Source organism: Stenotrophomonas sp. YJH_SMC_131 (genome assembly GCF_059367975.1).
On the sequence record NZ_JCAFRJ010000013.1, the window covers coordinates 1 to 21,020 of the forward strand.

16 protein-coding genes are annotated in these 21,020 nt (G+C 67.0%); 7 read left to right on the plus strand and 9 right to left on the minus strand.

The features are described from left to right. Window positions 1–290 precede the first annotated feature (290 nt). From AC5P56_RS19740 to AC5P56_RS19750, 3 genes are all read left to right on the plus strand, one after another. Window positions 291–2,321, plus strand: a complete 2,031-nt coding sequence (locus tag AC5P56_RS19740) for an NADPH-dependent 2,4-dienoyl-CoA reductase (RefSeq protein ID WP_288494785.1) — start codon at window positions 291–293, stop codon at window positions 2,319–2,321. 297 nt (window positions 2,322–2,618) lie between these two features. After that, window positions 2,619–3,077, plus strand: a complete 459-nt coding sequence (locus AC5P56_RS19745) for a cell wall hydrolase (protein ID WP_004154513.1) — start codon at window positions 2,619–2,621, stop codon at window positions 3,075–3,077. An 84-nt stretch (window positions 3,078–3,161) separates the two neighbouring features. Continuing rightward, window positions 3,162–3,773: a glutathione S-transferase N-terminal domain-containing protein gene (locus AC5P56_RS19750; protein WP_014646068.1), complete on the plus strand. Its 612-nt coding sequence runs from the start codon at window positions 3,162–3,164 to the stop codon at window positions 3,771–3,773. 119 nt (window positions 3,774–3,892) lie between these two features. Here the strand turns inward: AC5P56_RS19750 and AC5P56_RS19755 are convergent, their stop codons facing one another. The 6 genes from AC5P56_RS19755 to AC5P56_RS19780 all read right to left on the minus strand — a co-directional run bounded on the left by AC5P56_RS19755 (window position 3,893) and on the right by AC5P56_RS19780 (window position 10,652). Continuing rightward, window positions 3,893–4,948 carry a suppressor of fused domain protein gene (locus tag AC5P56_RS19755; RefSeq protein WP_049406569.1) on the minus strand — a complete coding sequence of 352 codons (1,056 nt, stop codon included), beginning with the start codon at window positions 4,946–4,948 and terminating at the stop codon, window positions 3,893–3,895. A gap of 46 nt (window positions 4,949–4,994) precedes the next feature. After that, window positions 4,995–5,498, minus strand: coding sequence for a hypothetical protein (locus AC5P56_RS19760; protein ID WP_046429081.1), 504 nt, complete (start codon window positions 5,496–5,498; stop codon window positions 4,995–4,997). Between the two features lie 216 nt (window positions 5,499–5,714). Continuing rightward, the gene (gene prpE, locus AC5P56_RS19765; RefSeq protein WP_014646065.1) at window positions 5,715–7,595 is read right to left on the minus strand and encodes a propionate--CoA ligase; all 1,881 of its coding nucleotides are present in this window, start codon (window positions 7,593–7,595) and stop codon (window positions 5,715–5,717) included. Between the two features lie 687 nt (window positions 7,596–8,282). After that, on the minus strand, window positions 8,283–8,897 hold the full coding sequence (locus tag AC5P56_RS19770) for an RluA family pseudouridine synthase (protein WP_134808543.1): 615 nt from the start codon (window positions 8,895–8,897) through the stop codon (window positions 8,283–8,285). Window positions 8,898–9,055: 158 nt separating this feature from the next. Then, window positions 9,056–10,042: a malate dehydrogenase gene (locus AC5P56_RS19775; RefSeq protein WP_004153634.1), complete on the minus strand. Its 987-nt coding sequence runs from the start codon at window positions 10,040–10,042 to the stop codon at window positions 9,056–9,058. 118 nt (window positions 10,043–10,160) lie between these two features. Next, on the minus strand, window positions 10,161–10,652 hold the full coding sequence (locus AC5P56_RS19780) for a peptidylprolyl isomerase (RefSeq protein ID WP_005408225.1): 492 nt from the start codon (window positions 10,650–10,652) through the stop codon (window positions 10,161–10,163). Between the two features lie 273 nt (window positions 10,653–10,925). Between AC5P56_RS19780 and typA the strand changes: the two genes are divergently transcribed. Genes typA through AC5P56_RS19795 form a run of 3 tightly spaced genes read left to right on the plus strand, consistent with a single transcriptional unit; the run spans window position 10,926 to window position 14,916 of the window. Continuing rightward, window positions 10,926–12,773 (plus strand): translational GTPase TypA, encoded by a 1,848-nt coding sequence (typA, locus tag AC5P56_RS19785; RefSeq protein ID WP_046429077.1) that lies wholly within the window; start codon window positions 10,926–10,928, stop codon window positions 12,771–12,773. Window positions 12,774–12,784: 11 nt separating this feature from the next. Beyond that, window positions 12,785–13,252, plus strand: a complete 468-nt coding sequence (locus AC5P56_RS19790; RefSeq protein WP_032955872.1) for a DUF2127 domain-containing protein — start codon at window positions 12,785–12,787, stop codon at window positions 13,250–13,252. A 41-nt stretch (window positions 13,253–13,293) separates the two neighbouring features. Further along, window positions 13,294–14,916 carry an amidase gene (locus tag AC5P56_RS19795; RefSeq protein WP_241887131.1) on the plus strand — a complete coding sequence of 541 codons (1,623 nt, stop codon included), beginning with the start codon at window positions 13,294–13,296 and terminating at the stop codon, window positions 14,914–14,916. Between the two features lie 72 nt (window positions 14,917–14,988). On the opposite strand, the gene AC5P56_RS19800 is transcribed toward AC5P56_RS19795, so the two are convergent. Together AC5P56_RS19800 and AC5P56_RS19805 are read right to left on the minus strand one after the other, a co-directional pair. Next, window positions 14,989–16,176, minus strand: a complete 1,188-nt coding sequence (locus AC5P56_RS19800; protein ID WP_169411760.1) for a mechanosensitive ion channel family protein — start codon at window positions 16,174–16,176, stop codon at window positions 14,989–14,991. A 293-nt stretch (window positions 16,177–16,469) separates the two neighbouring features. Further along, a complete protein-coding gene (locus AC5P56_RS19805) occupies window positions 16,470–17,861 on the minus strand; it encodes a class II 3-deoxy-7-phosphoheptulonate synthase (RefSeq protein ID WP_046429066.1) in 1,392 nt (463 codons plus the stop codon). 216 nt (window positions 17,862–18,077) lie between these two features. Here AC5P56_RS19805 and AC5P56_RS19810 point away from each other — a divergent pair, with 216 nt between their 5' ends. Further along, window positions 18,078–20,201 (plus strand): TonB-dependent receptor, encoded by a 2,124-nt coding sequence (locus AC5P56_RS19810; protein ID WP_049440296.1) that lies wholly within the window; start codon window positions 18,078–18,080, stop codon window positions 20,199–20,201. A gap of 104 nt (window positions 20,202–20,305) precedes the next feature. Here AC5P56_RS19810 and AC5P56_RS19815 read toward each other — a convergent pair whose 3' ends face one another. After that, window positions 20,306–20,812 carry a disulfide bond formation protein B gene (locus tag AC5P56_RS19815; RefSeq protein WP_005415421.1) on the minus strand — a complete coding sequence of 169 codons (507 nt, stop codon included), beginning with the start codon at window positions 20,810–20,812 and terminating at the stop codon, window positions 20,306–20,308. Between the last annotated feature and the right edge of the window lie 208 nt (window positions 20,813–21,020).

The window sequence follows — 21,020 nt, forward strand, 5'->3', positions numbered from 1 at the left end:
CGCGGGGGGGTGGAGGCCGGTAAGTGGGGCCCGCGATTCGCGCAGCGAAACGCGGGAGCGACAGCACGCATGTGCCGAGCGTACCCGGCCAGCGGCCGGCACTATCGCCCCCGGAGTTCGGGGGCAGCGCCGCAGGCGCGGAGGGGGAGGCCGGTAAGTGGGGCCCGCGATTCGCGCAGCGAAACGCGGGAGCGACAGCACGCATGTGCCGAGCGTACCCGGCCAGCGGCCCTTGCCCCGGCCGCCGTTTCGCGGCACGCTTCGCGCTTCCGTACGCAAGCGTATCGACCATGTCGCCAGCCAACGAAAGCGCCTATCCCCATCTGTTCGCCCCGCTGGACCTGGGCTTCACCCAACTGCGCAACCGCGTATTGATGGGCTCGATGCACACCGGCCTGGAGGATCGCGCCCGCGACTTCCCGCGGCTGGCGGCCTACTTCGCCGAGCGCGCCGAGGGCGGCGTCGGCCTGATCGTCACCGGCGGCTTCGCACCGAATGTGGTCGGCTGGCTGAAGCCGTTCGGCGGCAAGCTGTCCTGGCCCTGGGAAGTGCGGCCGCACCGCCAGCTCACCGCCGCCGCGCACCAGCACGGCGCGAAGATCTGCCTGCAGCTGCTGCATGCAGGCCGTTACGCCTATCACCCGTTGTCGGTGGCACCGTCGAAGCTGAAGGCACCGATCAACCCGTTCACCCCGCGCGCGTTGTCGGCCAGCGGCGTCGACCGGCATATCGCCGATTACGCACGCAGCGCCAAGCTGGCCCGCGAGGCCGGCTACGACGGCGTGGAAGTGATGGGTTCGGAGGGCTACCTCATCAACGAATTCATCGCCCCGCGCACCAACAAGCGCACCGATGCCTGGGGCGGCGACGCGCGCCAACGCATGCGCTTCGCGGTCGAGATCGTACGCCGCATCCGCGAGGCCTGCGGCCCGGACTTCATCATCATCTATCGCCTGTCGCTGGTGGATCTGGTCGACGACGGCAGCAGCTGGGAAGAAATCGTGCAGCAGGCGCAGGCCATCGAGGCGGCCGGCGCAACGATCATCAATTCCGGCATCGGCTGGCACGAAGCGCGCATTCCGACCATCGCCACCTCGGTGCCGCGTGCTGCCTTCGCCGGGGTCACCGCCAAGCTCAAGCCGCATGTGAAGGTGCCGCTGGTGGCGACCAACCGCATCAACATGCCCGACGTCGCCGAGCGCATCCTCGCCAATGGCGGCGCCGACATGGTGTCGCTGGCGCGCCCGCTGCTGGCCGACCCGCAGTGGCCGAACAAGGCCCGTGCCGGCCGCGCCGAGGCGATCAACACCTGCATCGCCTGCAACCAGGCCTGCCTGGACCACGTGTTCGAGAACAAGCTGGCCAGCTGCCTGGTCAATCCGCGCGCCGCGCACGAGACCGAGCTGGTCTATCACCCCACCGCCACGCCGAAGAAGATTGCCGTGGTCGGTGCCGGCCCTGCCGGCCTGGCCTGTGCCACCGTCGCTGCCCAGCGCGGCCACCAGGTCACCCTGTTCGACGCCAATGATGAGATCGGCGGCCAGTTCAACGTGGCCAAGCGCATCCCCGGCAAGGAAGAGTTCCACGAGACCCTGCGCTACTTCCGCCACAAACTGGCCGAAACCGGTGTGCAGCTGCGCCTCGGCACCCGCGCCGATGCCGCCCAGCTGACCGGCTTCGACGAAGTGGTGCTGGCCACCGGCATCACGCCGCGCAGAGTTGATTTCCCCGGTGCCGACCACGCCAGGGTGGTCAGCTATCTGGACGTACTGCTGGGCCGGGTCGAAGTGGGCGCCAGTGCGGCGATCATCGGCGCCGGCGGCATCGGCTTCGATGTCGGCGAATTCCTCAGCCACGCCGGCGAGTCCCCCTCCCTCGACCCGCAGCGCTGGATGGCCGAATGGGGCGTGGACAGCACCTTCGAGGCCCGCGGCTCACTGGCCAGGCCGGAGGTTGAAACCTCGCCGCGCCGGCTGTGGCTGCTGCAGCGCAGCCCGGGCAAGCCCGGCGCGCGCCTGGGCAAGACCACCGGCTGGATCCATCGCGCCACGCTGAAGGCCAAGGGCGTGCGCATGCTCGGTGGCGTCGAGTACCTCGGCGTGGACGACGCGGGCCTGCGCATCCGCGTGGACGGCAGCGAACAGCTGCTGCCGGTCGACCATGTGGTGATCTGCGCCGGGCAGGAACCCAACCGCGCGCTGCAGGCCGAACTGCAGGCGGCCGGCATCAACGCGCAGCTGATCGGCGGTGCCGACGTGGCCGCAGAACTCGACGCCAAGCGCGCCATCGACCAGGGCAGCCGGGTTGCCGCCGGGCTCTGATGAGCGCCTGAATGGGGGGCGGAATGTGATTTCCGTCACCCTCATTGAACCTGAATGTCAAGCCGAGCGGTTCACGATGCGTTCGGCTACGCCCCCCTACCTTGCGCCATCTTTCCGCTCACCAGCCAGTTTCCGGTGAGCCGGCGCAGCCCCACGATCGGTACTGGTCGTTTCTTTTGGGGCTGCCCAACGGGGCGGCCCCGATGGCCGCCTCCCCATGACGCCAAGTCGTACCCCGCCTCCTGTCGCCCTGCGGCCGGAACCGGAGGGTGCGGCCCATACGGAGCAAGGAGTTATATGAAACTGGCCTGGATTCTCTGGCTGTCGCAGTTGTTGCCGCAGCCGGCCGCTGATTCACTGTGTTTGAGCACCACCGTTTACCTGGAAGCCCGCGACCAGACCCTGCGCGGCCAGCAGGCCGTCGCCGAGGTCGCACTGCGCCGTCTCGACAGTGGCCTGTGGGGCGACTCGATGTGCCAGGTGGTCACCGCGCGCAAGCAGTTCGCACCGACCATCGTCTCCCCCGGCACCCAGTTGGGCAACGACGCGGCCTGGAGCGAGGCAATGAACGTGGCCTTCGACGCCGAGCGCAACTGGGCGCTGCCGGCCGGCGAGCGCCGCGAGATCGTGCCCGGTGCCAGCCACTTCGCCGCGCTGTCCATCGCCAGCCCGAACTGGCGCAATGCCTACCAGGTGGCCACCATCGGCGATCACACCTTCTATAAGGTGCAGAACCTCAAGCCGCGGCAGTCGTAACGATCCGTGCCGGCGGCAGCGTTGCCGCCTGCCGGCAGGCTCTGGGATAGTGGGCGTTTCCCGCCCGCATCGCCTGGAGTTCCCATGAAGCTGTACAGCAAGCCCGGTGCCTGTTCCACCGCCGACCACATCGCCCTGCAGTGGACCGGCCAGCCGTTCGAGGTTGAACTGCTGAACAAGGACACCCTGAAGGGTCCGGAATTCCTCAAGATCAATCCGGCCGGTGCGGTGCCCGCGCTGGTCGACGGCGACTTCGTGCTGCTGCAGAACGCCGCGATCATGGGCTATATCGCCGACAGCTTCCCGCAGGCCGGCCTCGGCGGTGACGGCAGCCCGCGCCAGCGCGCCGAAGCCACCCGCTGGCTGGCGTTCGTCAATTCCGACGTGCACCCGGCCTTCTCGCCGCTGTTCGCGCCGGGCAAGTTCATTGCCGACGAAGGCCAGTACGACGCGATCCGCGCCGCCGCGCACAAGCGCCTGCGTGGCCTGTTCGAGACCGCTGACAGGCAGCTGGCCGACAAGCCCTGGCTGGCCGGCTTCCGCAGCTTCGCCGACCCGTACTTCTACATCACCCTGCGCTGGGCCGCCGGCACCAAGGTCGACCTGTCGGGCCTGGACAATCTGGCCGCCTACAAGGCACGCATGGATGCCGATGCCGGCGTGCAGGCCGCGCTGAAGGCCGAAGGCCTGGCCTGACCTTGGTCAGGGGTCAGAGCCGTTCGCGTGGCGGACGGATCTGACCCCACCGGCCACCAGACGGGGTCGGATCCGCCTGCGCAGCAGGCGGCTCCGACCCCTCGATATCATTCGCGCGATCAGCCGATCTGGCGGATCACTTCCCCCTTGGCATCGCGCAGGTAGGTCGGCACCACTTCGATGCGCAGCGCCCCCGCCACCGGGTAAACCCCGCGCTCGGCGCGCACCCCTGCCAGGGCCTGCAGGCCCGCCTCGTCCAGTGACCAGCGCGCGCTGTCGGCGGATACGTCCGCCGCTTCACCGCCCCCGTGCGCGATGAACTCCCACTGCCGCTCGCGGCTGGCCAGTTCCAGCGATTTGCCGTGGCGCAGGCGCAGCGGCAACAGTTCGCACACGCTGGCGACCTGACCGGCGCCGAGCACCAGCGTGGTGACGCCCGCCTCCTGCCGCCAGTCCAGGGTCTCGATGAACAGCATGCCGGTGCTGGAACCCTCGCGTTCGCTGCCGGCCTGCACCCGCTGTGCCAGCGCAGGGTCCTCCAGCAGGTTGTCGCGATGCAGATCGCTGATCCACAGCGGCATCGCCGGCAGCAGCGCCTGCAGCACGCCACGCGTCGACCAGCGCTTGACCGCCTCCATCTCCTCATCGGTCAATCCGACCAACTGCAGGAACTGCAGATGGCCGTTGGCCGTGTCCCGCGCCGGCAACTGCGGGTCCGCAATGAAGGCCAGATGGCACAGCCGCGTGCCGGTCTCCAGCGCGATCGGACCGTTGGCGTTGAGGTGATGGCCATCCTCGAACACGTTGCCACTGCCGAACACGTAGCGCGCCAGGTTCTGCAGCAGGTTCATCGGCCACACCGGCGGGGTGCTGCCGGCGTTCTCACCGGCCTCGGCAGCCAGACGGAAGGTCAGCTCGAAGCCATAACCGCTGGCATCTGCATCACTGCTCTCCTTGGCGTACAGCTCGGAGAAGCCGTAGGTGATGTAATGCCAGTGCGGTACCGGCGCATCCGCCCAGTACACGCTGATGCCATCCAGTGGATCCTGGCCACCGAGCGTGTACGGAAGCGCGGTGCCGAAGTGACGCGGCTCCTGGCCGGCATACAGCGGCGCCAGCGCCGCATTGATCGCGTCCCAGCCTGGGGTGTCGGTGTCGTCGTGGTCGTCCTGCACGCGGGACTCCTTGTAGGGAAGTGAACCGATCACTTTACGCGGTGGCTCAGGCCTGCACGACCTCACTGCCAGCGTTCAGCACCGCCGACTGGGTTTCCTGCCACCAGCGCTGCGCCAATGCCGGGCTGCGCGCCTTGCCCACCGCCGCCAGCAACTCCGGGCACAAGCGCTCCAGCGCCAGCGCATCGGTGCAGCGTTCGATCTTCAACTGCATGAAGTAGCCCTTCAGGCCCAGGTGGCGGCGCACCGCCTCGCTCATCGCGTCGTACAACTGCTGGTACAGCGCCGGGTCCTGTTCGCGCCCGGTGCTGATGCCGCGCGCCGGCGCCACCTCTGCGCTTCCGCCGATCACTTCGATCAGGCCCTGTGCTGACAATTGCTCCAGTGCGTCCGGTGGTGCCCGCAGGCCTTCGAACAGGCCACGCAGTTCGGTGTCGTTGCGATGGCCATCGACCATCAGCAGGATCGAACGCAGTGCCGCCGGCAGGCGCCGGCTACGGTCTTCGATTTCCTGACGGCCAGCAGCCGTCTTGGCGTGCAGCAATGCCATTGCCTCCCCCTCGCTCGATGCGCAATGCCGGCGCGCCCTCGCGGGCACGCCCCCCTGTGTTGCCATCTCCGGACGGCACGCGCGTTCCCCGGCGCGAGCCGCGTATTGCAGGTCGATGACAGGCCGAGCTTAGCGCAAGTACTGCGGGTAGTGCCGGCCGCTGGCCGGCAACCTCGGGGTGGATGGGGGTGCCGGCCAGTGGCCGGCACGACCGGATCAACGGCCCAGCGCCCGGCGGATCTCCTCCAGCGCGCCGGGGTCGTCCAGCGTCGACAGGTCACCCGGGTCGCGCTGCTCGGCCAGCGCCTGCAACGAGCGCCGCAGCAGCTTGCCCGAACGGGTCTTGGGCAGCGCATTGACCACGTGCACGTGCGCCGGGCGGGCCACTGCGCCGAGCGAGGTGGTCACCGTGGCCATCATCTCGGCCACCACTTGCGCCGGATCCTCGCCATCCAGGCCCTGCTTGAGGGTGACGAACACCAGCGGCACCTGCCCCTTCAATTCGTCCTTGACCCCGATCACGGCAGCCTCGGCCACGCGCGGGTGGCTCGAAATGGCCTCTTCGATCTCGCGCGTGCCCAGCCGGTGCCCGGCCACGTTGATCACATCATCGGTACGGCCGAGGATGAAGGTGTAGCCATCGTCGTCGCGGATTGCCCAGTCCAGCGAGCTGTACAGCAGTTCCTTGAAGTGGCTGAAGTAGCTCTGCAGGAAACGGTTGTCGTCGTTCCACACCGTGCTCATGCAGCCCGGCGGCAACGGTGGCGACACCACCAGCACCCCCTTCTGCCCCGGTGCGACTTCCTCGCCGGTGTTCTCGTCGATCACCTTCATCCGGTAGCCGAGGTTGGGGAAGCCCGGCGAACCGAAGCGCACCGGCTTCATCTCCAGGCCCGGCAGCAGGGTCAGCGCCGGCCAGCCGGTCTCGGTCTGCCAGTAGTTGTCGATGATCGGCTTGCCGAGCGCTTCGCTGATCCAGTGCGCGGTCGGTTCGTCCAGCGGCTCGCCGGCCAGGAACAGGTATTTCAGCGCGCGCAGGTCGTGGCGATGGATGAAGTCCGCATCGTGCTTCTTCAGCACGCGGATGGCAGTGGGCGACGAGAACATCGTGCGCACGTTGTACTGCTCGCACAGCGCCCACCAGATGCCCGGGTCCGGGTTGGTCGGCAGCCCTTCGTACAGCAGCGAGGTGCAGCCGCCGATCAGCGGGCCGTACACATTGTAGGAATGGCCTACCGCCCAGCCGACATCGGAAGTGGAGAACATCACCTGCCCCGGCCTGCAGTCAAACACGGTTTCCATCGACTGTGCCATCGCCACCGCGTAGCCGCCGACATCGCGCTGCACGCCCTTCGGCTTGCCGGTGGTGCCCGAGGTATACAACAGGTAGCTCGGCTCGCTCGATTCCAGCCACTGCACCGGCACGTCGACCTCACCGATCTGCGCACGCAGCGCGGCGTACTCCACATCGCGGCCCGGCACGCGTGGTTCGGCGGCATCCAGTCCGCGCGACACGATCAGCACGTGCGGCGGTGGCGACGTGGCTTCGGCGCAGGCTGCATCGACCATCGGCTTGTACGGAATCAGCTTGCCACCGCGCATGCCGGCATCGGCGGCGATCAGCAGCTTCGGCTTGGCATCGTCGATGCGCAGCGCCAGGTTGTGCGCGGCGAAGCCACCGAACACCACCGAATGCACCGCACCGATGCGCGCGCAGGCGAGCATGGCGAATACCGCCTCGGCCATGTTCGGCATGTAGATCACCACACGGTCACCGTGACCGACGCCGAGGTGCTTGAGCACGGCAGCGAAGTCGTTCACTTCCCGATACAGCTGGCGATAGGTGATCTCGCGGGTGCTGCTGGTCTCGGTGGAAATGGCAACCAGCGCGAGCTGGTCGGCGCGCTCGGCCAGATGGCGGTCGACGGCGTTGTAGCAGAGATTGGTTTCACCGCCGACAAACCAGCGCCGGAACGGCGGGTTGCTGTAGTCGAGTACCTGCTGCGGCGGTTTGTGCCAATGGATGCGCTTGGCTTCCTCGCCCCAGAAGGCCTCCGGCTCGTCGATCGAGCGACGGTAGGTTTCCTCGTAGTTCATGACGCAGCCCTCCCAGACAAAGTCATGGGTTCGAGGATAGTCCGGCGCTGCCGCGCGGGCCGCCCTACCTTGGTAGGGGGTGGGGTTTTCATGCAGGGCTGCGCCCTGCACCCGCGGTAGTGCCGGCCGCTGGCCGGCAACCTCAGAAGCAACAGCCGAAGCAACAGCGGGTTTCCCGTGGGATGGCGAGGTGGGTCCGGTTGCGGGGGACACCGTGAATCCGTCCATGGAGGCTCGGTCGCCGCATCCATGCGGCTCACGCCCCCACAACCGGACCCACCCCGCCTTCGACAGACTTCCGCGATCTGTCGGAGCACGGGGTCGGATCCCCAGATTCAATATTCAATTCGATATCTGACAGAAAAATCGTGTCGACCAAGGTCGACACCTACCAAGACCAACAGCGACAGCCGTTACCAACCGCCGCAGGAATCTGTCGGGGGTGGGGCGGTGTGGGTTGGCAGGACCGTTGGCGCCATGGGTGAGGGCGCTTTGCTTGCGAAGCACTGCTTTGCAAGCGCCCGAACGCACAGCCGCCAGCGGCTGGGGCGGCCCCCGGAGGGGGGTTTACGGCGTGTCCTGCCAACCCACACCGCCCCGCCCAGCAAGCAGAAGACCAGAGCCGCCTTGGCCTTTGACGTTGCTCCGGTTCGTAGCAGATGCAGGGCTGCAAGCCCTGCCGAACCCCTAGAACGGAGTGGCGGACTCGAACGCGAGCGCCTCGCCCGTCACCGGGTGGGTGAACCGCAGGCTGCGCGCATGCAGATGCACGCGCTGCGCAGGCGCGGCGTCATACAGCACATCGCCAACGATGGGATGGCCGAGACTGGCCATGTGCAGGCGCAGTTGATGGCTGCGGCCAGTAACCGGCTCCAGCGCCACGCGCGTGCGCTGCGCTTCGGCATCACGCGCCATTACGCGCCAGCGCGTCAGCGCCGGCTTGCCGCGTTCGTGATCGATCATCTGCTTCGGCCGGTTTGGCCAGTCCACGATCAGTGGCAGGTCCACGTCGCCGGCATCGTCTTCAAGCAGCCCCTCCACGATCGCTTCATAACGCTTGCCGACCTGGCGCTGCTCGAACTGCATCGACAACGCCACCTGCATGTCCTTGCCGCGCGCATGCAGCAGCAGGCCGGAGGTCACCTGGTCCAGGCGGTGCACGGTCAACGCATCCGGGTACAGCGCCTGCAGGCGCGCGACCACGCAATCCTGGTTCTCGGCGCCGCGGCCGGGCACGGACAGCAGGCCGGCCGGCTTCTCGGCCACCAGCAGCGCGTCGTCGATGTAATGCAGGTGGATCATGCGGCTCCGTATCCGTCCAAACAGAAACGGGGAAGCCGAAGCTTCCCCGTTCTGCGTACCGACCAACGGTCGGTACCTACCTCGATGGGAATGTACCGACCAGCGGTCGACACCTACCTTGATGAAAGAGGTACCGGCTCAAGCCGGTACCGCCTGCATCAGCCCAGCAGGTGGGCAACGCCGGCGCGCTCTTCTTCCAGCTCGGCCAGGGTCTTGTCGATGTACTTCTGGCTGAAGTCGTCGATCGGCAGATCCTTCACCAGGGTGTACTTGCCGTTCTCGGTGGTCACTGCGAAGCCGAAGATCACGCCTTCCGGAATGCCGTAGGAACCGTCGGACGGCACGCCCATGGTGACCCACTTGCCGTTGCTGCCCAGCACCCAGTCACGCACGTGGTCGATGGCAGCGTTGGCGGCCGAAGCGGCCGAGGACGAGCCACGGGCTTCGATGATCGCCGCGCCGCGCTTGCCCACGGTCGGGATGAAGGTGTTGGCGTTCCATTCCTGGTCGTTGATCGCATCGGCGATCGACGCACCATCGGCGGTGGCGAAACGGTAGTCCGGGTACATGGTCGGGCTGTGGTTGCCCCACACGACCAGCTTCTCCATGCCACCGACCGGCTTGCCGAGCTTGGTCGACAGCTGGCTCAGCGCGCGGTTGTGGTCCAGGCGCAGCATGGCGGTGAAGTTTTCCGGCTTCAGGTCCGGGGCCGACTTCATGGCGATGTAGGCATTGGTGTTGGCCGGGTTGCCGACCACCAGCACCTTCACGTCACGGCTGGCGACCTTGTTCAGCGCCGCGCCCTGGGCGGTGAAGATCTTGGCGTTTTCCAGCAGCAGGTCCTTGCGCTCCATGCCCGGGCCACGCGGACGTGCGCCAACCAGCAGGGCGATGTCGGCGTCCTTGAACGCGACTTCGGCATCATCGGTGCCGACCATGCCGGCCAGCAGCGGGAAGGCGCAGTCTTCCAGCTCCATCATCACGCCCTTCAGGGCGGCCTGGGCCTTGTCGACCGGCAGTTCCAGCAGCTGCAGGATGACCGGCTGGTCCTTGCCCAGCATTTCGCCGGAGGCGATGCGGAACAGCAGGGCATAACCGATCTGGCCGGCGGCGCCGGTCACGGCAACACGAACGGGTGCTTTCATGGGGGTTTCCTCTTGCTTGCAAGCGTTTGATGGGACGCCGCGGGCAGAGCCACGCAGGCCTGGCGGGCGGCGGGGAACAGGGAAACGGCCACCCGTGGGTGGCCGTTTCGAAGGGGGATCAGGCGGCGAGGTGCTTGTTCCACTCCGCGACGCGGTCGGCCTGGGCGGCCAGCACGGCGTCGACGTCGCCTTCCAGGGTAATCGAATGGATCACGTCGCCCTGCTTGACCGAATCGACGATCGCCTGGCCTTCCAGGACCTTGCCGAAGACGGTGTGGCGGCCGTCCAGCCAATCGGTCTTGATGTGGGTGATGAAGAACTGGCTGCCGTTGGTGTTCGGGCCGGCGTTGGCCATCGACAGCGAGCCGACCTCGTGCTTCACGCCATTCTTCTCGTCTTCGAACTTGTAGCCCGGGCCGCCGGTGCCACGACCCTGCGGGCAGCCGCCCTGGATCATGAAGTCGGCGATAACGCGGTGGAAGATCAGGCCGTCATAGAAGCCGTGCTTGACCAGGTTCACGAAGTTGGCCACGGTCAGCGGTGCCTTGTCGGCGAACAGCTCGACCTTGATCGGGCCCTGGGTGGTGTCGAAAGTGGCGATGAGGGACATGAAGATCCTTGATGCAAAGGGGAATGCGTCTAGCCACCTAGTTTACACCCGCCTCGTGTCGGCGGCGGCTTCGACCATTGGTGAAGCGCCCCGCTTCAGCCCCCGGACGGGGAGCCGCGCAGCCGGGTCCTGGCGGCCCCGGCCGGGGCGGCGGATGCCCAGCTGAATGGGCCCCGTGACAGGCGTGAAATCCACCTTTTCGCGAATCGTCAAGTTCGACGTATAATGTTGGACTTCTTTTTCCAAATCCGGCGCCGACTGGCCCCCTTTCGTATGTCCATCGAAAATCTTCGCAACATCGCCATCGTCGCCCACGTCGACCATGGCAAGACCACCCTGGTCGACCAGCTGCTGAAGCAGTCCGGCACCCTGTCCGAGCGTACCGTCCTCGCCGAGCGCGTGATGGACAGCAACGACCAGGAAAAGGAACGCGGCATCACCATCCTGGCCAAGAACACCGCCATCACCTGGGAAGACAAGAAGACCGGCATCAAGAACCGGATCAACATCGTCGACACCCCCGGCCACGCCGACTTCGGTGGTGAGGTCGAGCGCGTGCTGTCGATGGTCGACACCGTGCTGATCCTGGTCGATGCGATGGACGGCCCGATGCCGCAGACCCGCTTCGTCACCCAGAAGGCCTTCGCGATGGGCTTCAAGCCGATCGTCGTGGTCAACAAGATCGACCGTCCGGGCGCGCGCCCGGAATGGGTGATCGACCAGGTCTTCGACCTGTTCGACAAGCTCGGCGCCACCAATGAGCAGCTGGACTTCCCGATCGTCTACGCCTCGGCCCTGAACGGCTACGCCGGCCTGGAAGACACCGTGCGCGACGGCGACATGACCCCGCTGTACGAAGCGATCATGCAGCACGCCCCGCGTCCGGAAGTGGACCCGGAAGGCCCGTTCCAGATGCGCATCAGCCAGCTGGACTACAACAACTTCGTGGGCGTGATCGGCATCGGCCGCATCCAGCGCGGCACCCTGAAGAAGAACATGCAGGTCGCCGTCATCGACCGTGAAGGCAAGAAGCGCAACGGCAAGGTCGCCCAGGTGCTGGGCTTCCTGGGCCTGGAGCGCATCGAGCAGGAGACGGCCGAGGCCGGTGACATCGTGGCCATCTCCGGCATTCCGGAGCTGACCATCTCCGACACCCTGTGCCACCCGGATACCCCCGAAGCCCTGCCGGCGCTGACCGTCGACGAGCCGACCATCTCGATGACCTTCCAGGTCAACAACTCGCCGTTCGCCGGCAACAAGGACCTGTCCGGTGGCAAGTTCCTGACCAGCCGCCAGATCAAGGACCGCCTGGACCGCGAGCAGGTCCACAACGTGGCACTGAAGGTCGAACAGCTGGAAGACGCCGACAAGTTCCTGGTCTCCGGCCGCGGCGAACTGCACCTGTCGGTGCTGATCGAGAACATGCGCCGTGAAGGCTACGAGCTGGCGGTGTCGCGCCCGGAAGTGATCATCAAGGAAATCGACGGCCAGATGATGGAGCCGATCGAGCAGCTGGTGGTGGACATCGAAGAAATCCACCAGGGCGGCGTGATGGAAAAGCTGGGTACCCGCAAGGGCCAGCTGAAGAACATGGAACCGGACGGCAAGGGCCGTGTGCGCCTGGAATACCAGATCCCGGCCCGTGGCCTGATCGGTTTCCAGAACGAGTTCAAGACCCTGACCCAGGGTTCGGGCCTGCTGTTCCACGTGTTCGACCATTACGGTCCGAAGGAACAGGGCGCGATCGCCAAGCGCATCAACGGCGTGATGATCGCCAATGCGCCGGGCGTCACTCCCGCCTACTCGCTGGGTCCGCTGCAGGAGCGCGGCAAGCTCTTCGCTGCCGAAGGCGACAACGTGTATGAAGGCCAGCTGGTCGGCATCCACTCCAAGGACAACGATCTGACCGTCAACGCGATCAAGACCAAGCCGCTGACCAACATGCGCGCTTCGGGCAAGGACGACGCGATCCAGCTGACCCCGGCGATCAAGTACTCGCTGGAACAGGCCCTGGACTTCATCGAAGACGACGAGCTGGTCGAGATCACCCCCAAGGAGATCCGTCTGCGCAAGAAGTTCCTGACCGAAAGCGACCGCAAGAAGGCTTCGCGCGGCGGCTGAGCCAGCACCCCGTGGACCAGAGCGGCTACAACCCGGATCCGCATCGGCATCCGGGCCTCCACGTCATCGCCCTGCTCGAAGCGAGCAAGGCGATGCTGGCGCTGTTGGCCGCCACCGGGCTGGAAGTGCTCGGACCGCAGCCGCTGCGGCACGGCATCATGGTCCTGATCCGGCGTTTCAGCCTGGATCCGGACCATGGCACCCTGCCCTCGCTGCTGCACATGATCAGCCCCGACGCGGTGCACCTGGCCGCGGCGGGGATGATCGGCTACGGCCTGCTGCACCTGGTCGAAGCCTGGGGCCTGTGGCGGGCCAAGGCCTGGGCCTCCTGGCTGGGCTGCCTGACCGCCTCCCTGTACCTGCCTTTCGACATCTTCGCGATCATCCGCCATCCCGGCTGGCCATCGTGGACGATCCTGGCGATCAACCTGATCGTGGTCTACGTCCTCGCCCGCGACCTGCGCAAGCGCCACCGCTGAGCACCGGCTACACTGGGGATTGGAGCCGACCAAGCCGCCCCATGCGCCCGTCCTTGCCGCCTCTGCTGACCTGCCTGCTTGCCGCGCTGCCTGCGCTGCTTTCGGCTGGCTGCAGCCCGGCCGCGTCCAGCGCGCATGCGGCCGAACCCGCGAGCCGCAACGTGCCGTTCCCGTACGCCGAAACCGATGTCACCGACCTGCAGGCGCGGATGAGCGCCGGTGAGCTGGACAGCACCACCCTGACCCAGGCCTACCTGCAGCGCATCGCCACCCTGGACCGCACCGGGCCGCGCCTGCGCGCGGTGATCGAGCTCAACCCGGATGCACTGAAGGAAGCCGCTGCGCGCGACCGCGAGCGCCGTGATGGACGCCTGCGCGGCCCGCTGCACGGCATTCCGGTACTGCTGAAGGACAACATCAACGCCGCCCCGATGGCCACCAGCGCCGGCTCGCTGGCCCTGCAGGGGTTCCGCCCGGACGACGCCTACCTGGTGCGCCGGCTGCGCGACGCCGGCGCGGTGGTGCTGGGCAAGACCAATCTCAGCGAGTGGGCCAATTTCCGCGGCAACGATTCGGTGTCCGGCTGGAGCGCGCGCGGCGGCCAGACCCGCAATCCCTATCGCCTCAGCCACTCGCCCTGCGGCTCCAGCAGCGGCAGCGCGGTGGCGGTCGCCGCCAACCTGGCCAGCGTGGCGATCGGCACCGAAACCGACGGCAGCATCGTCTGCCCTGCGGCGGTCAATGGCGTCGTCGGCCTCAAGCCGACCGTCGGCCTGGTCAGCCGCGAGGGCATCATCCCGATTTCCTTCAGCCAGGACACCGCAGGACCGATGACCCGCAGCGTCGCCGACGCTGCAGCCGTGCTGACCGCCATCGCCGGCCGCGACGATGCCGACCCGGCCACGGCGACCATGCCTGGCCGCGCGGTGTACGACTACACCGCGCGCCTGGACCCGCAGGGCCTGCGTGGCAAGCGCATCGGCCTGCTGCAGACACCGCTGCTGAAATACCGCGGCATGCCACCGCTGATCGAACAGGCGGCCACCGAGCTGCGCCGGGCGGGTGCCTTCGTGGTGCCGGTGGAGCTGCCCAACCAGGGCGCCTGGGCCGAGGCGGAACGCACGGTGCTGCTGTACGAATTCAAGGCCGGGCTGGAGCGCTACTTCAGCACCCATCGCGCGCCACTACGCAGCCTGGCCGACCTGATCGCCTTCAACCAGGCGCACAGCAAGCAGGAGCTGGGCCTGTTCGGCCAGGAACTGCTGGTGGCGGCCGACGCTACCGCCGGCCTGGCCGACCCCGCCTATATCCGTGCACGCAGCGATGCGCGCCGGCTGGCCGGCGCGGAAGGCATCGACGCCGCCCTCGCCGCCCACCAGCTCGATGCCCTGGTGGCGCCGACCACCGGTGTGGCGTGGCCGATCCGCAGCGAAGGCGACGACTTCCCCGGCGAGAGCTACAGCGCCGCCGCCGTCGCCGGCTATCCCAGCCTCAGCGTGCCGATGGGCCAGATCAATGGCCTGCCGGTCGGCCTGCTGTTCATGGGCACCGCCTGGAGCGAACCGAAGCTGATCGAAATGGCCTACGCCTACGAACAGCGCACCCGCGCGCGACGCCCGCCGCACTTCGACACCGACACCCTGATCGACGCCGGCGAGCCGTGATCGTGTTTCTGTAGAGCCGAGCCCACGCTCGGCTTCAACGGAAAATCGAAAGCAGCCGAGCATGGCTCGGCTCTACAGCGGCTGGTCGGGCTCTACCGGCACGATCGCCGCCTCACCGTCTTCAGCCCCCGGCGAACGCACATCCGCAGTGCGCGCACGTGGACCGCGCGGCATGTCCAGTTCGTCTGCATGCTGCAGCCGCGCACGCACCTGCGGCAGCGACTGCGGATGCTCGCGCGCGAGGAAATCGAGCATGCGTTCGCGCACCAGGCAGCGCAGATCGAAGGCATCACCGGAGCTGCGCGCACTGACCAGCAGGCGCACCTGGATCGCGCGCTCGCTGGTCTCGGTCACCTGGGTCACGCAGACCCGGCCATCCCACAGCGCTTCACCGCGGCAGATGCGTTCCAGCTCGGCACGGATCGCTGCCACCGGGGCACGATAGTCCAGCCACAGGAACGCGGTGCCGAGCAGATCGGCGCTGCGCCGCGTCCAGTTCTGGAAGGGGTTCTCGATGAACCAGGTCAGCGGCACCACCATTCGCCGCTCATCCCAGATGCGCACCACCACATAGCTGCTGCCGATCTCCTCGATGCGCCCCCACTCGCCTTCGACGATCACCACATCATCCAGCCGGATCGGCTGCGTCACTGCGATCTGCAGGCCGGCGATCAGATTGCCGAACACGGGCTTTGCGGCGATACCGGCCACCAGGCCGATCAGGCCCGCCGAGGCCAGAAGCGCGGTGCCGATCTTCTGCACCATCGGGAAGGTCAGCAGCACCAGCGATGCGCCCAGCACGATGATGCCGCCCATCAGCACACGGCTGAGCACCCGCGTCTGGGTCTGGATGCGGCGCGCTTCCAGGTTGTCGGAGACATCGATGGGATGGCTGCGCAGGATGGCACGTTCGCCCGCCGCCACCGCCCGCACCAGCAGCCAGATGAAGCACGCGGTCAGCGCGATATGCAGCACCCGTTGCAGGTTGCCCAGAACGGGATCCTGCAGCGGCGTGGCCTGCAATGCAGGGATCAACAGCAGCAGCGGCCATGCGGTGGCCATCGGCAGCCCGAGCACACGCCCGATACGCGCGCGCCGACGATCGCGCCCCTTCAGCCGATGGTAGATCCACAGGATCAGCCACGCGCCGATGCCGCCCACCACTACGGCCAATCCCAACGGCCATGCGTATGCCTGTGCGCTTTGCCAGTGCACCGTTGCCACCTCCACTCGAACAGCCAAGTGGACAGACTCGCGCATGGCGCATGAGCGCCACGTCAGTCGTTCGTAAGCAGGGTGTTGGTCGGCAGGGCTTGCAGCCCTGCACCTGCGGTAGTGCCGGCCGCTGGCCGGCAACCTCAACAGCAACAGCAACAGCGTGCATTCCGAGGGATGGCGGGGTCGGTCCGGTTGCGGGATTCACGGCGTGTCCTGCCTGCCCACATCGCCCCGCCATCCCACGGAATGCATGCTGTTGCCGTTGCTTGGGCCGTTGCCGTTGCCGTTGCCGTTGCGTCAGCAGGTGCAGGGCTGCAAGCCCTGCCGCAACGCCCTTACCGCACCTGCTCCTGCTTGCGCACGATCGCCATCGCGATCTCCAGCGACTGCTCGTAGTTCAACCGCGGGTCCACCGTCGAACGATACGCGCGTTCCAGGTCGCGCTCGGTCAGTTCGCGCGCGCCACCGGTGCATTCGGTCACGTCTTCGCCGGTCAGTTCCAGGTGCACACCGCCCAGTCGCGTGCCTGCGGCCGCATGCAAATCGAACGACATCTCCACTTCGCCACGCACGTTGTCGAAGCGGCGCGTCTTGAAGCCATTGGCGGTGCTTTCGGTGTTGCCATGCATCGCGTCACACACCCACAGCACGCGACGGCCATCGCGCTTGACCGCATCCAGCAGCGGCGGCAGCTTCTCGGCAATCTGCGCTGCCCCCATGCGGTGGATGAAGCTCAGTCGCCCTGGCTCGTCATGCGGGTTGAGCACATCGATCAGGCGCAGCAGCTGGTCCGGCGTCACCGACGGGCCGACCTTGATCGCAATCGGATTGCGCACGCCACGCAGGTATTCCACGTGCGCGCCGTCAAGCGCGGCGGTGCGCATGCCGATCCACGGGTAATGCGTGCTCAGGTTCAACCAGCCCTGCTGGCGCGGCACCTGCCGGGTCAGCGCCTGCTCGTAGGGCAGCAGCAGCGCTTCATGCGAGGTGTAGAAGTCGATGCGGTTGAGGTTGTGCACGCGGGCCCCGGCCAGGGTTTCCATGAAGTGCACCGCATCACCGATCGACGCCACCATCTTCTGGTACTCGGCAGCCAGCGGCGAATGCCGCACCCACTCCAGGTTCCAGTACTCCGGATGATGCAGGTCGGCGAAGCCGCCATCGATCAGCGCACGCACGAAGTTCATGGTCATCGCCGAATGCGCATGCGCCTGCAGCATCCGCTTCGGATCCGGCAGGCGCGCCGCCTCGGTGAACGCCGGCGCATTGATCACATCGCCGCGGTAGCTGGGCAGGGTCACGCCGTCGCGGGTCTCGGTATCGGCCGAACGCGGCTTGGCGTACTGGCCGGCAAAGCGCCCGACGCGGATCACCGGCTGGCGAAGGCCATGCACCAGCACCAGGCTCATCTGCAGCAGCACTTTCAACCGGTTGGAAATCGTGCCCGATTCGCAGTCGCTGAAGTTCTCGGCGCAGTCGCCGCCCTGCAGCAGGAAACGCTTGCCTTCCTGGGCCTCGGCCAACTGTTGCTTCAGCGCCAGGATCTCCCACGAGGTGACCAGCGGCGGTAGCCGCTTCAGTTCGTGCAGGGCGGCGTCCAGCGCCACCGGGTCAGGGTAGGTCGGCATCTGCAGCGCGGTCTTGCCGCGCCAGCTCTCCGGCGACCAGGCAGCGCCAGCGGCGGTCGCGGCAGGATCGAGGACGGGCGGAACGGCGGACAGGCTCATTGCAGACTTCCGGGGAGGGGGGCGGTCATGGTCGCAGAGCCAGCCGCTGGCGCAAAGGGCTGGGCACGCCCTGCACATGACTGAACGCCGGGGAAAGGGCATAGCGATCGGCCAGAAACCGCATGGTCACGGCCGCCCGGACAGGCGCATGATTCGCCACGCACTGTTACGAAGTAACACTCCGTCCCCGTCGGCCCCTTCCACAGCCTATCTGCCATGAAGCCCTCCCTGCTCGCTACCGGCATTACCTTCGCCCTGACCCTGGCCAGTCTGCCCACCCTCGCTATGGCCGCCGATGCCGCCGCTCCCGTGAAGGACCTCGACACGGTCACTGTCAGCGCCCAGCTCGACCAGGCCCGCAATGCGCTGTCGCCGGACATCGGCAGCAGCCAGTACCAGATCACCGCCGAGGACATCCAGAAGCAGCCGCTGGGTGCCTCCGCGCCGCTCAGCCAGGTGCTGCTGCAGGCTCCGGGCGTGGTCCAGGATTCCTACGGTGGCGTGCACGTGCGCGGCGACCACGCGAACCTGCAGTACCGCATCAACGGCGTACTGCTGCCCGAATCGATCTCCGGCTTCGGCCAGACCCTGGATGCCCGCACCATCAAGAGCATCCGCCTGATGGACGGGGCGCTGCCGGCGCAGTTCGGCGAGCGCACCGCTGCGGTGGTCGACATCACCACCCGCAGCGGCGCCGAGCTCGGCAATGGCGGCAGCGCCGGTCTGACCGCAGGCTCGTTCGGCAAGATCAATCCGAATGCCTCGTGGTGGGGCAATCAAGGGCGCTGGAGCTGGTTCCTGACCGGCAACTACGACCAGAACGAGGTCGGCCTGGAGAACCCGACCCGCTCGCGCAAGCCGCTGCACGACGACACGCACCAGGGCAAAGCCTTCGCCGACCTGACCTACCTGGTCAACGAGAACACCCGCCTGAGCGTGTTCGCCGGCTTTGCCAACAATCGCTTCCAGATCCCGGTCAATCCCGGGCAGACCCCGCAGTTCGGTTACCTGGACACGACCACCTTCGACTCCAGCCAGCTGGATGAAACCCAGCGCGAGACCACCCGCTTCGGCATGCTGGTGCTGCAGGGCACGCTGGGCGGCACCGCCTACCAGCTGTCCGCCGGGCAGCGCTACAGCGACGTGGCGTTCAACCCGGATGTCATCGGCGATCTGGTATTCAGTGGCGTCGCCTCCCAGGTCCAGCGCAGCAACCGCGCCAACACGCTGCAGGCCGACCTCTCCACCCCGCTGGGCAACGACCACACGCTGCGATACGGCCTGTACGGCAACTACGAGAATGCGCGCGCCAGCAACAACAGCTGGGTGTTCCCGGTCGATGGCGCCGGCCAGCAATCCAGCACCACGCCACTGCTGATTCCAGACCGCAGCGCCTTCCACGCCAGCACGCTGGCGGTGTACGTGCAGGATGAGTGGAAGATCGGCGACGACTGGACAGTGAACTACGGCCTGCGTGGTGATCGCTACAAGGCCTTCGGCCGCACCGAGGGCCAGCTCAGCCCCCGCCTGGGCGCGGTCTGGAATGCCAGCGACAGCACCACCGTGCATGCCGGCTATTCGCGTTACTTCACGCCACCGGCCAGTGAGCTGATCGCCAGCAGCGATATCGCCCTGTACGACGGCACCACCAACCAGCAGCCGGGCGGCGGCAACAACATTCCGCTGGCCGAACGCAGCGACTACTACGACATCGGCGTCTCGCAGCAGCTGGGTGAACACCTGACCCTGGGCCTGGACGCGTACGACCGCCGCGTCGCGCGCCTGCAGGACGAAGGCCAGTTCGGCGCCGCCTACATCTACTCGACGTTCAACTACCGCCGCGGCCATATCCGTGGGCTGGAGTTCAGTGCCGACTACAGCAGCGGTCCGTTCAGCGCCTACTTCAACGCGGCGTACAACAAGGCCATCGGCACCCAGGTCATCACCAGCCAGTACAACCTCGATCCGGACGCGCTGGCCTATGTGGCCGACCACTGGATCCACCTGGACCACGACCAGAAGCTGACGTCGTCGGGGGGCTTCAGCTACGCCTTCGCCGGGCACAACCGGGTCGGTGCCAACTACGTGTTCGGCAGCGGCCTGCGTTCGGATATCGAGGGCGTGCCCAACGGCGGCGAGCTGCCGTCCTACCTGCAGGTGAACCTCAGCGCCGGGCATGATTTCAATGCCGACAGCGGCCATCCGCTGCACGTGCAGCTGGCCGTGATCAACGCATTGGATCGCAGCTACCAGCTGCGCGATGGCGGCGGTGTCGGCGTGTTCGCCCCGCAATGGGGACCGCGCCGCGGCGCCTACCTGAGCCTGCAGCAGGACTTCTGAGGAGACAGGGGTCGGATCCCTTTCCGCAGGAAAGGGCTCTGACCCCACACCGGAAATGGGGTCAGAGCCCTTTGCGATGCAAAGGGATCCGACCCCATCCTGCTTCAGCGCTTGACCTTGCGCAGCGACACCACCAGTGCCCACAGCGCCAGCAGCACGAACCACACGCCCGACCACATCGGCATGGTCAGGCCCAGGAACGTCCAGTCGATGTTGCCGCAGTTGCCGGTACCGGTCAGCACCGTGCGGAACACTTCCAGCGGCCCCATGGTCTCGCGCAGGAAGCTCAGCGGCGGGCCACAGGTCGCGCCCATCTCCGGCGGCAGCATCTGCACGTAGACGTGGCGCGCAGCGATGCCCACGCCGACGGCCGCCGCGATGAAGGCGAGCACGCCGTAGGTGGCGCGGCCGGGACGGTTGGACGGCCCGTGCAGCGCACCGATCAGGAACAACAGGCCCAGCGCGGCAAAAGCCAGGCGCTGGAAGATGCACAGCGGGCACGGCTCCAGGCCCATCTTCAGCTGCAGGAAGATCGCGTAGCCGAGCAGGCCCGCGCAGATCAGGAAGCCCAGGAAGAACTGGGCGCGGAAGGGCCAGCGCAGTGGATTCATCGTCAACGCTCGAATGGATCAAGGCGCCAAGCGTAACCGAGAGCGCGCCCCGTTCGAACCGCCACAGGTGACGCCTGTCGGAACGGTGCGGGTCGGATCCCTTTGCGAATGCAAAGGGATCTGACCTGCGGTGCTGCCTGCTCGGGGTCAGAGCCCTTTCCTGCGGAAAGGGATCCGACCCTTGGAAACGCAAAAGCCCGGCAGGAGC

Bases quoted from the DNA above. Each gene is read 5' to 3' on its own strand.
- AC5P56_RS19745 (WP_004154513.1), top strand. From the start codon at position 2,619: ATGAAACTGGCCTGGATTCTCTGGCTGTCGCAGTTGTTGCCGCAGCCG.
- AC5P56_RS19770 (WP_134808543.1), bottom strand. From the start codon at position 8,897: ATGATCCACCTGCATTACATCGACGACGCGCTGCTGGTGGCCGAGAAG.
- AC5P56_RS19805 (WP_046429066.1), bottom strand. From the start codon at position 17,861: ATGAGCCTGTCCGCCGTTCCGCCCGTCCTCGATCCTGCCGCGACCGCC.
- AC5P56_RS19795 (WP_241887131.1), top strand. From the start codon at position 13,294: ATGCGCCCGTCCTTGCCGCCTCTGCTGACCTGCCTGCTTGCCGCGCTG.
- typA (WP_046429077.1), top strand. From the start codon at position 10,926: ATGTCCATCGAAAATCTTCGCAACATCGCCATCGTCGCCCACGTCGAC.
- AC5P56_RS19810 (WP_049440296.1), top strand. From the start codon at position 18,078: ATGAAGCCCTCCCTGCTCGCTACCGGCATTACCTTCGCCCTGACCCTG.
- AC5P56_RS19775 (WP_004153634.1), bottom strand. From the start codon at position 10,042: ATGAAAGCACCCGTTCGTGTTGCCGTGACCGGCGCCGCCGGCCAGATC.
- AC5P56_RS19750 (WP_014646068.1), top strand. From the start codon at position 3,162: ATGAAGCTGTACAGCAAGCCCGGTGCCTGTTCCACCGCCGACCACATC.
- AC5P56_RS19780 (WP_005408225.1), bottom strand. From the start codon at position 10,652: ATGTCCCTCATCGCCACTTTCGACACCACCCAGGGCCCGATCAAGGTC.
- AC5P56_RS19760 (WP_046429081.1), bottom strand. From the start codon at position 5,498: ATGGCATTGCTGCACGCCAAGACGGCTGCTGGCCGTCAGGAAATCGAA.
- AC5P56_RS19815 (WP_005415421.1), bottom strand. From the start codon at position 20,812: ATGAATCCACTGCGCTGGCCCTTCCGCGCCCAGTTCTTCCTGGGCTTC.
- AC5P56_RS19740 (WP_288494785.1), top strand. From the start codon at position 291: ATGTCGCCAGCCAACGAAAGCGCCTATCCCCATCTGTTCGCCCCGCTG.
- prpE (WP_014646065.1), bottom strand. From the start codon at position 7,595: ATGAACTACGAGGAAACCTACCGTCGCTCGATCGACGAGCCGGAGGCC.
- AC5P56_RS19800 (WP_169411760.1), bottom strand. From the start codon at position 16,176: ATGCGCGAGTCTGTCCACTTGGCTGTTCGAGTGGAGGTGGCAACGGTG.